At 64.8% G+C, this 11,778-nt stretch carries 16 protein-coding genes; 10 read left to right on the forward strand and 6 right to left on the reverse strand.

The annotated features are described in order from the left end of the window. Positions 1–154: 154 nt before the first annotated feature. A complete protein-coding gene (locus KTR9_RS15625; protein ID WP_148281203.1) occupies positions 155–679 on the reverse strand; it encodes a hypothetical protein in 525 nt (174 codons plus the stop codon). 345 nt (positions 680–1,024) lie between these two features. Here KTR9_RS15625 and KTR9_RS15635 point away from each other — a divergent pair, with 345 nt between their 5' ends. The 3 genes from KTR9_RS15635 to KTR9_RS15645 all read left to right on the forward strand — a co-directional run bounded on the left by KTR9_RS15635 (position 1,025) and on the right by KTR9_RS15645 (position 2,408). Further along, positions 1,025–1,204, forward strand: a complete 180-nt coding sequence (locus tag KTR9_RS15635) for a hypothetical protein (RefSeq protein WP_014927185.1) — start codon at positions 1,025–1,027, stop codon at positions 1,202–1,204. Between the two features lie 186 nt (positions 1,205–1,390). Beyond that, positions 1,391–1,729: a hypothetical protein gene (locus tag KTR9_RS15640; protein ID WP_014927186.1), complete on the forward strand. Its 339-nt coding sequence runs from the start codon at positions 1,391–1,393 to the stop codon at positions 1,727–1,729. A gap of 208 nt (positions 1,730–1,937) precedes the next feature. Then, positions 1,938–2,408, forward strand: coding sequence for a hypothetical protein (locus KTR9_RS15645; protein WP_049942628.1), 471 nt, complete (start codon positions 1,938–1,940; stop codon positions 2,406–2,408). Positions 2,409–2,488: 80 nt separating this feature from the next. On the opposite strand, the gene KTR9_RS15650 is transcribed toward KTR9_RS15645, so the two are convergent. From KTR9_RS15650 to KTR9_RS15660, 3 genes are all read right to left on the reverse strand, one after another. Then, a complete protein-coding gene (locus KTR9_RS15650; protein WP_044506860.1) occupies positions 2,489–2,845 on the reverse strand; it encodes a hypothetical protein in 357 nt (118 codons plus the stop codon). 270 nt (positions 2,846–3,115) lie between these two features. Then, positions 3,116–3,352 (reverse strand): helix-turn-helix domain-containing protein, encoded by a 237-nt coding sequence (locus tag KTR9_RS15655; protein ID WP_014927189.1) that lies wholly within the window; start codon positions 3,350–3,352, stop codon positions 3,116–3,118. Between the two features lie 115 nt (positions 3,353–3,467). Then, entirely contained in the window at positions 3,468–3,845 is a 378-nt protein-coding gene (locus KTR9_RS15660) for a hypothetical protein (RefSeq protein WP_148281204.1), read from the reverse strand. Between the two features lie 85 nt (positions 3,846–3,930). On the opposite strand from KTR9_RS15660, the gene KTR9_RS27970 reads away from it, so the two are divergent. The 4 genes from KTR9_RS27970 to KTR9_RS15675 all read left to right on the forward strand — a co-directional run bounded on the left by KTR9_RS27970 (position 3,931) and on the right by KTR9_RS15675 (position 7,127). Further along, on the forward strand, positions 3,931–4,686 hold the full coding sequence (locus KTR9_RS27970) for a DNA cytosine methyltransferase (RefSeq protein ID WP_014927190.1): 756 nt from the start codon (positions 3,931–3,933) through the stop codon (positions 4,684–4,686). Positions 4,687–4,720: 34 nt separating this feature from the next. After that, positions 4,721–5,725, forward strand: coding sequence for a hypothetical protein (locus KTR9_RS27975; RefSeq protein ID WP_238553884.1), 1,005 nt, complete (start codon positions 4,721–4,723; stop codon positions 5,723–5,725). 125 nt (positions 5,726–5,850) lie between these two features. After that, positions 5,851–6,519, forward strand: a complete 669-nt coding sequence (locus KTR9_RS15670; protein ID WP_014927192.1) for a type IV toxin-antitoxin system AbiEi family antitoxin domain-containing protein — start codon at positions 5,851–5,853, stop codon at positions 6,517–6,519. After that, entirely contained in the window at positions 6,519–7,127 is a 609-nt protein-coding gene (locus tag KTR9_RS15675; RefSeq protein ID WP_014927193.1) for a nucleotidyl transferase AbiEii/AbiGii toxin family protein, read from the forward strand. Before KTR9_RS15670 ends, KTR9_RS15675 begins: the two co-directional genes overlap by 1 nt. A gap of 229 nt (positions 7,128–7,356) precedes the next feature. Here the strand turns inward: KTR9_RS15675 and KTR9_RS28135 are convergent, their stop codons facing one another. Together KTR9_RS28135 and KTR9_RS28225 are read right to left on the reverse strand one after the other, a co-directional pair. Continuing rightward, positions 7,357–7,722 carry a tyrosine-type recombinase/integrase gene (locus KTR9_RS28135; RefSeq protein ID WP_193363195.1) on the reverse strand — a complete coding sequence of 122 codons (366 nt, stop codon included), beginning with the start codon at positions 7,720–7,722 and terminating at the stop codon, positions 7,357–7,359. Next, positions 7,691–8,428 (reverse strand): tyrosine-type recombinase/integrase, encoded by a 738-nt coding sequence (locus tag KTR9_RS28225; RefSeq protein WP_193363196.1) that lies wholly within the window; start codon positions 8,426–8,428, stop codon positions 7,691–7,693. Before KTR9_RS28225 ends, KTR9_RS28135 begins: the two co-directional genes overlap by 32 nt. Positions 8,429–8,931: 503 nt before the next feature. Here KTR9_RS28225 and KTR9_RS27985 point away from each other — a divergent pair. The 3 genes from KTR9_RS27985 (at position 8,932) to KTR9_RS15690 (ending at position 11,755) form a co-directional block, all read left to right on the forward strand. After that, positions 8,932–9,081, forward strand: a complete 150-nt coding sequence (locus KTR9_RS27985) for a carboxymuconolactone decarboxylase family protein (protein WP_014927194.1) — start codon at positions 8,932–8,934, stop codon at positions 9,079–9,081. Positions 9,082–9,512: 431 nt separating this feature from the next. Then, positions 9,513–10,433: a helix-turn-helix domain-containing protein gene (locus KTR9_RS15685; RefSeq protein WP_044506864.1), complete on the forward strand. Its 921-nt coding sequence runs from the start codon at positions 9,513–9,515 to the stop codon at positions 10,431–10,433. Positions 10,434–10,813: 380 nt separating this feature from the next. Further along, positions 10,814–11,755 (forward strand): alpha/beta hydrolase, encoded by a 942-nt coding sequence (locus KTR9_RS15690; RefSeq protein ID WP_014927196.1) that lies wholly within the window; start codon positions 10,814–10,816, stop codon positions 11,753–11,755. Positions 11,756–11,778: the final 23 nt, after the last annotated feature.

Consider the following 11,778-nt stretch of genomic DNA (forward strand, 5'->3'; position numbering starts at 1 on the left):
TTCCGTCGGCGGCGGCCTGGGGTGACCTGCTTTTCCTGAGGGAGAATGGTTGGGTCGACGGTAGCTCTGACTGGTTCTCGGCGCTGATTCACGGCGCACCGAACATCGCCGACCGACCTAGTGGCAGCAGCTACAGAGGTACCCCACCTCCCGATCAGGGTGCGTGAGGCGCGACGGGATAAGTGATACCTCGGTTGAGTGCTTCGTCGATCAACTCCTGAGCGGCTACCTCGATTTGCATTCGGATCGCGAGATCATCGGTGGCGTCTCGGGCCGCGACGAGCTTGTCGATTTCGTCCACCAGTTCATCATCATCAAGCAGCTGCCACTCACTTGGCGTGGGAGTTATAACGGGCCCGCGCAACCGAACCGTCGCATCCGCAGTGACATCGATGCCAGGGTCGTCTTGGACGGCGTCCCCGTCGTGGTTGCGGTCGGCGTCGGCCCACATCCCGTCAGCCGATTTCAGTTGCCGGGTCGGGGTGTTCGTGTCGGCCGGCCACGTCTGGATCAGGTAGGCCTCGCAGGGTTCGTCGACGATGTGATCCCAGTTCGCGGCACGCCCGCGTGTGGATACCCGGAGGGTCACTACGCCAGATGCGGGAGCGGGGATGGGGCCCAGGGTCTCAGGACGTCGCCCGTCGACGGTCATCACGTGCAGGTCTTGGGTGGTCGACACCGTTGTCTCCGCGACGTTGTCCCAGGCGTCCAGATCGGCCGGCGGGGCGCTGTCATGGAGTCGACACCGACCGTGGCCGGGCCCGCAGAGATACCGGTGTGGACTATCAGCAACCCGGACCTGGACACGGTGAAGACGTCGGTTTCCGCTGCGATGGTGGTGGGGTCGGACTCGAGCCCGCCGATCTGGAACTGGTGGTTACCTACCTCGACCTCATCCCACGTAGTCATCTAGTCACGCTAGCAACCGCCCTAGACGAAACTGTGTCGCTCGCGCCTGTCAGAGGGCACCGGCACAATCAGCGCAGATCCCCGGCCGCGAGCCGACGAACCTCCAAGGAGCACGATGAACCAGGTCGTAGACCTCGATGACATCGTGGCCATCGCAACGATCACCGCCGGCGTGATCGGCCGGCCACTCTCGCCCGGCGAATCATCCCGCCTGAAAACCGCATGGAATCAGGCCACTCCCCGCACCCTGTCCGCGATCGCTGACCAGCTCAATGAAACACCTCGGAGCGGCTGACGCCGCACAGAACCAACTTTTCTGACCACGATGCATTGACAATAGTTCTGTCACAAGTCCTTTCAGGTGACACGTCGGGGGCCCGGCCCCTCAACCCGCGCTGCGCTCTGCGGCGTTGACCGCCCACCCTCGCCGTGTCCCCAGGGTGGGACGCGACACCGGGTCGCGCAATCGGAAGGAGTCACCATGACCACTCGCACCACCGCCCGCACCCAGTTCCTCTCCGACATCTACGTCTGCGCCCTCGAAGGCGGCATCGGCTACTGGTGGACCTGCATCGAATACCGGTGGAGCACCACCCAACGCGCCGTCATCGAAGACCTCGAGCACGCTGTACACGAGGTCACTCTCGACACGATCGCCCGCGGAATTAACGCCGTCGCCGACGGCTCGGCAGCGGTCTCCGACTACCTACGGAACCTCATCCGAGCGGCCAACCGCAGCAACGACGCCGGCGACGTCGACGCCATCGCCGCCGATGTCATCGCCCAAGCCGGCATCTACGGCGAGGTGATCTACGGATAACCCCGGGAGGGTCGGGCGCACCACTTGCGAGCTGGCGCCCGGCCCTCGACCGCTTGGGTATCGCTAAAACGGATGGACACAAGCCCTGCTCGGTGACGTGGGCAAAAGCTCTGCGCAGCAGGCCGATTGGTGCCCGATGCGGTAGCTCAGCCGGACCATGACATCGATGTCCGCAGCGCCGGCGGCGCCTACAGTAGTGTTGCGACACATGACAATGAAGACGTTCACCACTCGGGCTCTGGTCACCGTCGCCGCACTGTCGGGACTGCTACTCGCAGTCCCGGCGCCGGCATCAGCAGCGCCAGCACCACGGCTCGGCATCCTCGGAGAAGACATCTGGGTCATGGGCAACAACGCCTTGTGCCGCGGCGCCATCCACGTCGGAATCGACACCAACCCCGCCAAGCGGGGTCAGGCCACCATTTCCCTGACCTCACGCGGATTTACCGGCAATCAGCCCGCCTGGGGCCGCAACCCCTCCTGCAAGGTCAACGTGGCGATCGGCTATTGGTCCGGTATCCAGTTCCGCGAACGAGTGGTGCCGATGAACCTCGGTCCCCGACCGGAAGCGCCTGTCCGCGTGAATCTTCGCGGGGTCGGACAAGGCATCAACCTCATGTCCTTCACCACTCACCCGAACCTCAACAAGGGCGTGTCCTACTACGTTCTCATCCCGTAGTCCTCAGACCAACGGGCTCCGATATGCAAAAAGAGAGGGTCTGGTCCGATACGGACCAGACCCTCGTTCATGTTCGCGAACTAGCGAGTTCTCGACTCCTGGGGTCCAGGTAGGGAGGCATACACACCGACTACTGCCACGATGCCTGCGCCCACCGGTACAACGATGGCGACAGGGATGGGCAGCGGGAGCAGTAGGGCAGCCATGACGAGGGCGACAATCAGCACGACGGCAACGAGCAGCGCAGGGGCGCGGCGGGCCCGCCGCGTCTCTGCCGCCTCAATGCCCGCACCCGGGACGCTGGCCGCGTGTCCGAGCAATGCCCCGACGACCACCGCGCCGACCCAAAAGACCCCGATCACCACCCATCCGACAGCCGTGGCCACGACGCCAGTCGGCGCGATCGGAGTGGGGTTGTCGAGAGCCAGAAACATCATCTGGGTATGTCCTTTCGGATCGGGTTCGACGTGCGTGCAGTGTTGCAGAGCCGTGTGACAAGCAAGCGCCGGGCCGCGCGGACGGCATCGACTACAGCAAACATAAGGTTTGCTAGTGTGGCGAAGCGTTCTTCTGAGTTGCCACACCAACCGAAGATCGTTCTCCCAGGACGGGAGGGGAAAGCGGCAGACCCCCCGAACGGTGCAGCCCTCTCCCCTCCGTCCTGGCTTCAGGGTGACGACGTTCGCACGCGAAGAGAGCTGTCGAGGTCAGTACCCGATCTGATGAAGCAACTGTGACACCGGCACTTTCAGCGCCCCAGCAATGCGTGCAAGCGTGATGATCGTCGCGCGACGCGACCCGTCTTCGACGCCGCGCAGCATGTTGCGCTCGACGCCGGCCTCGAGGCCGAGGGCGCGCTGACTGAGCCCGAGTTCCTCGCGGCGCGTCGTGATCGCTTCTCCGAGTGCGCGCAGCAACGCAGGTTCGTCGATGTCGACGGCCATCAAGACTCCTCCCCTGTCGCCCGCCGGACTGGCGGGCACGCTCGGCGTGGCTGAGCCTACCCACGTGGTCGCCGCGGGCGGCAGGGTGACGCCGCGCCCGGACGAGCGACATCGGTCACTGGGTGGGCTTCACGGTCGTCAGGGTCAGCTGGTCGTCGTCGATGTGCTCGTCGAACTCCTCGACAGCCAGCCAATGGTCACAGACGTACTGGTCGCGCTCGGAATCGTCCATCGTTGCCCACTGTGCGGGAAGCGGGCCGACGTAGCGCTGCACCCGGCGGACTAGATAGGACCGCTCGACAACCGCGGTGCGCGCCAGCTCGGGCATCGCTTGCTCGACCAGCCCGACGAGGGCGGCGGCCGCGTCATGTTCAGCGTCGACGCTGCCTGCGAGGTTGTAGGCTTGGCGCCACTGCTCGATGCTTGCGGCGATCGCTCGCGCATGAACGCTCATCGGTGTTGCCGCGCAGGTGTTTTCGGTGATCGTTGTCATGTGTTGCTCCTTCTTTCCTCTGCGTCTTGATGGTTGCCTATAGGCTACCGCTAATGGTTGTCTATAGGCAACCGCTAGGGATGGAATGAGTGAGGAAGCGACGATCATGGGGCACATCATCTCGAAGACGGCGGAACATCGACCGGCGCTGCGCCGCAGACGATTCCGCCACGACAACCCGACCGCGCTGGACTTGTTCTCGGGATTCGGCGGATTCACCCAGGGCATCGAGGCCGCAGGATTCGACACCATCGTCGGGGCCAACCACAACCGCTACAAGGTCGAGGTCGAGGTGCACGAGGCCAACCATCCGCACGTCGAGCACTGGATCGCCGATCTGATCAACACCGACTCCGACACCTATCACTCGGTGCGCGAACTCCCGGCGGCCGACCTGCTGGTTGCGGGGGTGACCTGCACCAACCATTCCCAGGCCAACACCCAGCGTGCCTACGAACAGGGTCTGACGTTGTTCGACCTCGACGACCCCGAGTTCGAGGAACGCGCCACCCGATCCGAGCGGGATCGGGCCACGGCCAACTGCGTGCTGCACTACGCCGATCAGCACCACCCGCTGCTGATCCTGGTCGAATGCACCACCGAGTTGCAGTCCTGGGGACCAGCGGTCCCGGGCCGACGCAAGGTCGGCGACGGGTCGACGTATCGGTGGTGGCTGCGCGAGATCACCAAGCTCGGCTACGAGCACAAGGTGCTCTACCTCAACTCGATGTTCTTCGGCGTCCCCCAGAGCCGGGACCGGCTCTACATCGTGTTCTGGGACCGCACACTGCCCGCCCCCGACCTCGACCACCGCCCCCAGGCGGTGCGGCCCCTGCGATGAGGCTGTCGAGGCGATGTGGGCGTGGAAGACCGGCGTGCCCGCCAGCGGATCGGTGCGCTACGGCAAGCAGTACAACTACCGCTGCCCGCGCTGCTTCGGCGAGGTCTCCCCCACCGCCACACCGTCGTTGACCGCCCTGGACCTCACCCACCTCGGCACCCGGATCGGCGAGCGGACCAAGCCGCTGGCCCCGGCGACCATGGCCCGCGCTGAACGGTGCCGACAGAAGTTCGCCGAGTTCCCCGCCGTGCTGATGCCGGCCAAAGCCCAACGCGGCGTCGAGCGCCACCCGCTGCAACCGATGGCCACCCAAACCTCGCAGCAAGAGACCGCGCTGCTCAGTACCGGCGCCATCATGGTCGCCGCCGGAAACACCTTCGAGCGCCCCGGATCGCAGTGCCGGACCCGAACCCTGGGTCAACCGCTGCGGACCCAGACCGCCACCAACACCACCGGCCTGCTCACACCCCCAGTCGCGATGGCCATCAACAACTTCCAGGGCGCACCACGCGGCCTCGACGAGGCCCTGCCCACCCAGGGCGGCTCGGAAACCCTGAGCATCGTGTCCTCGGGTGTGGTGCCCTTCCGCAAACACACCACCCCGACCAGCCACGCCCAGGCCATGCCAACAGTCACCGCCGAACAGACCCCCGGCCTGCTCACCGCGACCGGCGACCCCGCCCTGCACGCAGGCTGGTTCAAACAGAACGGCAGCACCGGCACCGAAACCGCCGCGCACCCGCTCACCGACCCCCTGGGCACCCTGACCAGCCGCGACACCACCGCCCTGCTGGCCTCCCACTGGCGCGACGCCCTCGCCGACATCCCGCTCGATGAGTGCTTCTTCCGCATGATGACCCCGCACGAGGTCGGCCGCGGCTGCGGATTCGACCCCGACTTCGGCGACCACAAAGGCACCTTCACCGTCTGGGGTAAAGGCCGCGACCAGATCGACGGCTACGGCAACGCCGTCACCCCACCCGTCCCGCTGTGGATCGGCACCCGCCTACGCGAAGTCCTCCACCCCACCAGCGGATGACGACGTCGACCGCCCCGGCACACCGTGGCCACAGTGCCGGGGCACCCGGCCCCGTCCACACGGACGGGCCGCGCTCGGACTGCTCGGAAAGCCTCACCGATCGCTCCCGTTGCTATTATTGCTGCATGATCGACGCTGACCGGTGGGGCGCGATCCGCGACCTGGCGGATCGCCAGTTCGGCCTGTTCACCACCGCCCAAGCCCGCAACCTCGGCGTCGCGCCGTACGTCCTGGCCCGCCTCGCTGCCCGTGAGGCCATCGTCCGGGTCCACCACGGCGTCTACGAGCTCCCCGAGTCCTCGGCCTGGACAACCCTCGGTGACTGGGCGGCACAGTGGTTGGCGCTGCACCCCACCGCAGACATCGACGAACGCCGCACCAACCCTGACAGCGTGGTGAGCCACGCCGCCGCCGCCCAGGTGCTGCGGCTGGGCACGATCACCGCATCCGGGCTCGAGCTGAGCAGCCCGCATCGCATCAACGTTCGCGACCCGTCGGTGCGCACCTGGCGCCGGCCGATCGGTGACCGCGGCCGCGACTGGGACCTCGTCGACGGGCTGCCGGTGACCACACCCGCGCGCGCCGTGGCCGACCTGCTGCTCACCCACGGCGACGGCGGGCACATCGGGACCGCGCTACACACCTGCCTGAGCGAGTCGCTGGTCGACGCCGACGAGCTGATCGCGGCATGCGATCGGGCCGCGTCGCGCTGGAACTACGCTTCGGGCGCCGAGCTGTTCGCCTCGTTGCTCGATCAGGCCCAGATGCCTGCCGGGCCGGTGCTGGTCGGCTGATGCCGTATGCGTCCGAAGAAGCCTTCCGCGCCGGGCTGAAAGCCCGCCTGTCCGCCGAGGCCCGGACGAGCAGGTTCAGTCGCGACGAGCTCGCTCAGACCGTGACCCTCCAGTTGTTCCTGGCCCGGCTGTTCCGCTCCCCCGACGCCGACCAGTGGATCCTCACCGGCGGCAGCGCCCTGCAATTCCGGGCGCCGACCCAAGCCCGCCCCACCGCCGACGCCGACCTGGCCACCCGCCTCGACGCCGAACACATGCAGCACTCGCTGCGCCAGGCCGCCCGCCCCGGACCCGGCGACTTCGGCGAGTTCGACATCACGATCACTCCCACACGCAGTCCCGGATTGTTCGCCGGACGTATCCGCTACAACATTGCCGGACAACGGTTCTCCGACGCCACGCTCGACCTCTCCACCCACCGGGAGATGCTGCTACCGCCCGAGACGATCAGCCCGCGCCCGGTGCTCGCGCTCGACGAACTCGACCCCATGCCCGTCATCTGGATGCAGGCCGCCGCCGAAGCGGTCGCCGACAAGGTCGCCGCGCTCTACGAGCTGACCGGTACCCACGGCGACACCCTCGACCCGCGCCCATTACGTCTGACCTAAGAGATCGTCGCGCTGCGGGCGCTACTTTATTATGCTCACGCGGTCAGTGGACGCTGGCCGGTGACAGAGGAAATTCGACCTGAGTGCAACCCGGCCTCCGTCGCTAACCCGGCGGTGGCCCCCCAGCGACCGGCCCTTATTGACCTGATCTCGCCGCCAAGCGTGCGCGGCTAGCACAATGCATCGGCTCGGGGAACGCACCGAATCTGGTCTGGCCCTAACAGCACGATCAGCCCAGCACACCACGAATTGCCTCCCATTGAGACTCACCCGCCGACGCATACCGCTGGGTGACGAGGACTGAGGAGTGCCCCATCAACTTCGAAACCGTGTCCAGCGGAACACCGCTCTGGACGAGCCGACTCGCGTAGCTATGCCGTAGGTCGTGCGGCCGCACATTGCCAACACGCTTGCGGTTGAGGCCTATACCAGTGAATGCTGCGTTGCCGGCCGCTGTCAGCCCATGGGCGAATGAAGTCCCATTCGGGGGTGTGCCAGCGGCAGTGCGCAAAACAACACCGTAGAGGGGTCGGGAACCGCCACGATAGTCGACCTTTGGGGGTTCACCAAGTCCATCCCGATCTAACCGGTTCATTCAGTAAAGCCACGAGCTTTTCACCGATGGGGACGATCCGTGTCCGACCCGTCTTCGGCGCCTTGAAGTAGTGTTCACGCCGCTCCCACGACCAGCGAAACGTAACAGTCTTGCGTGACAGATCGACGTCGTCCCAGTGGATTCCACACGCCTCACCCCATCGAGCGCCGGTACCGAGCAGCAATTCGAACGTGAACAGGTATTGATCCGCGAGGACGTCTCGGAGTGCGTCTGCCTCTGCGGTTGAGAGCCAACGTTCTGGGGATGGTGGGATTGCAGGGTATTCCAGAGTGGTGCAGGGGTTTGCGTCGATCAACCCCTCGCGCATTGCCGCCTTCATCGACGCGGATAAGACACCTACAGTCTTGCGTACGGTTGACGGCGACAGGCCAGCCCCGCCCTCAGCCTTGGGGCGTGAGAGGTGTCGTACCCACGCCTGAACCGCTGGCCGGGCGATGTCGGTTAGCCTGGTCGCGTCCCATTGAGGGCCTATGTGTTTGGTGATCCGTACGTTGTCCCGACCGAGGGTGGAAGCTTCGACGTTGCGGGTCTTGACCCACCGCTGGCGCCATTCAGCCCAGGTGAGGGATTCCCGGGGTTTGCGGGTTCGGGCATCGTCCTCGGCTGCCTGAGCTCTTCCTAGGGCGGTCTTCTCGCGGTCGAAGGTTCCGGCGCTGCGTCGTCTGCCGTGTTCGTCCCTGAACATGGCCCTATAGGTGCCCGAACGATTCTGCTCAGTCCACGCCACAGCGTCCAACTCCCCTTTTAGGTTCCGGTCCTGGAGCTGCGCATGGCAGCCGTCAAAAGGTTGCGTGGCAGCGCATGGCAAAACGAGTTCACACCTGTCAACCAGTGTGGCCCCAGAGACTAGTCATGTACGTATTCGGTCTCTCACCAGCATAAACCTACGTCTTGACCAGCACGAAACCCGCGTGGTATTGCTCGAGATAAATGGTTTCAAAACCCGTCCAGTGTCAGTTCGAGTCTGACCGGGGGCACAAGAGAGCAACAGGCTCGTAGCTTGTTCGCATGCTTCCGTAGCTGTCATGCAGACATCAATGCGTGTCACGTGCATGACATCGAGGTGTTCCCAACTGAATTGCGTCAGCACACTGACCGAGCCTGCCGTACGACCTCTTCTGGCCGAAACGCTTTCCCCGGCAGGCAGTCCACTCTGCTCGATGGGATTCAGACGTCGACCTGGACCAATTGGAATTTCATCTCAAGCGGGCTACCGAGAACGGCATCACGCCCGCTGAACTGGTCGAGGTTGTCACCCACCTCGCGTTCCACTCGGGTTGGCCGACGGCGATGAGCGCAACCGGTGAACTCCGGAAGGTGCTGCAGCCCCGCCTCTGAGAGGCCGCGGTCGAAGCGCCCCGCCCGGGTGCCGCCCCTCTTACATTCCGCGGGCGGGGCGCAGCATTCCCGGCTGCGGACAGACCCCGCTCGTGTATGGATGCGAACGAAGCGTGTTCGGAGGAATCTAGGGTCTGTGAGATGTGTTTGGCACCAATCCGGAGTCAGGCTACCGTCCACTGAAACCTTGGTTGACCCCAGGACGAGAGGCGCTGGCCCTCGCCTCTCCGGGGCCCCATCGGTCGTCCGGTCGCCACATGGGGCTACATGGGAAATAACTCTCCCATTGTCGGCCTAGGGGTCTTGGGTTCAGTCTGGAACGGCACGGGAAAGCCAACCGACCGCGCGGCGGGAATGCCGTGTGTCGCGGGCCGGATCTTGACTGGCGGCCGACCGGGACTGGCGATTGGCGAGGGGAACAGGGTGTACACATGACAGACCGAGAGCCACATCTTCGCGAGTTGGGCCACTTCCTCAGAGCCCGCCGGAGCGAACTGACTCCAGAAGACGTCGGCCTCCCGACCCACGGCAGCCATACGCGGCGCGTCAACGGGCTACGTCGCGAAGAGGTGGCCGACCTCGTCGCGATCAGCCACGATTACTACACCCGTATCGAACAGGGTCGGCTGGCGCCATCGGCGCCCGTGCTGGATTCACTGAGCCACGCGCTTCGCCTCACACCAGATCAGCGTGACTACGCCGAGAGGCTCGCGCAACAAGCGGACCGGCGCATACCACCGCGGCGCCGCGCCAAACCCATCCGGCCCCAGATCCAGCGACTGCTCGACCAGCTCACCGAGACACCTGCGCTGGTGTTCGGCCGCTATCTCGACATACTGGCCTGGAATCAGCTGGCCGCATCGCTCCTGGCCGATTTCTCGACGATGGCCACTCGCGACCGCAATTACATCCGGATGGTATTCAGCGACCCCACGATGCGGAATCTGTACGCGGACTGGGACGGCGTGGCCCGAACTTGCGTTGCGATCCTGCGGATGGATGCTATCGAGAACCCCAATGATCCCCGGCTGACGTCGCTCGTGGGTGAGCTCTCCATCGCGGACGAACAGTTTCGACATTGGTGGGCCGCCCGACACGTCGCACGACAGGAGTTCGGCAGCAAGACGCTCCACCACCCGGACGTCGGTGACCTGACACTCGACTGGGACACTTTCCGCTACACCGGCGATCCCGATCAGCAGCTCGTGCTGTGGTCGGCAGAATCCGGCACGTCGTCGCACGACAAGCTCCGGATTCTCGCGTCGCTGAGCGCGTCCAGCCCGCGGCCGACCGGCTCGCCCGGCCCGGCCACCCGGGCCGGAGACACGAATCACGAGCAGGACCACAGATGACACACACGCAGGCGACCGAGGTCCTGAACTACTTTGGCAAATGCGACAACTGCCAGTACCCAGCCACCGCTTTCGTTGTAGCCCAGACACTTTCAAACGGCAGCGTTGCTCGCGAACTCATCGCCATATGCGCCCTGCCCTGCGGCTGGCAATCTGCCGTTCACCACACCCCGATGACAACCACCGGGCCACCGCACTGAGAACGTTTGAACCCGAATATCGGCACCACCATTCGCAACCTTCCATCTATCCCCAGCGCCGGCTGACGCCATCTCACCGGGGGAGCGATTCCTCCCAGGAACGAATCGAGCCTGGTTGCACACGCAACGAAACGGGAGCATGAATTCCGACAGCAAAACCACCACACGGAGGCCCTGACCATGGCAACCAACACCACCATCGAACACACCACATTCCGCAACCCAGACATGTACTGGGACATCGCCGCCGACATCTACTACCCACCACACTTCGATGCACACAACAGCTACCCCACCATCGTCAGCGCCCACCCCATCGGCAGCTGCAAAGAACAGACATCGGGAAACATCTACGCCAGCGCACTCGCCGAAGCCGGCAACGTCGTGATCGCCTTCGACGCAAGCTTCCAAGGCGCCAGCGGCGGAACACCACGATTCATCGAAGACCCCGCACAACGAGTCGAGGACTTCCGACGCGTCGCCGACTACCTGACCACCCTCCCCTACGTCGACGCCGACCGGATCGGCGTGCTGGGCGTGTGCGGCGGCGGCGGCTACACACTCAACGCCGCCATGACCGAAAAACGCTTCAAGGCCGTCGCGTCCATCACCGGCGTCAACTACGGACGCATGATGCGCGAAACCCAAGGATCAAACGACGCCGTCATCGCCGCACTCGAGGCCGCAGCCACCCAACGCACCAAGGAAGCCCGCGGAGCCGACAGCGCCGTCGCCGGAATGCTCCCCGACTCGAAGGAAGCCGCACACGACGTCGGTGACATAGACATCGTCGAAGCCTACGACTACTACCGCACCGAACGCGGCGAATCACCCAACGGATGCGTGCTCTTCGAAAACGCCCACGGCGCATCAGCTCTCGGCTGGGACGCCTTCCACCTCGCCGACACCCTCCTCACCCAGCCACTGCTGGTCATCGTCGGCGACAAACAAGGCGCATTCGGCGCCTACCGCGACGGACACGACATCATCAGGCGAGCAGCATCCAAAGACAAAAAGCTCATCGTGCTCGAAAACGTGTCACACTACGACCTCTACGACCAACCCCACGGTGCAGGCGAAGCACTCAAATCCGTGATCCCATTCTTCGCAGAACACCTATAACCCACGCAGCAACCCACCGACAC

Origin of the sequence: Gordonia sp. KTR9 (assembly GCF_000143885.2) — a bacterium.
Lineage (GTDB): Bacteria > Actinomycetota > Actinomycetes > Mycobacteriales > Mycobacteriaceae > Gordonia.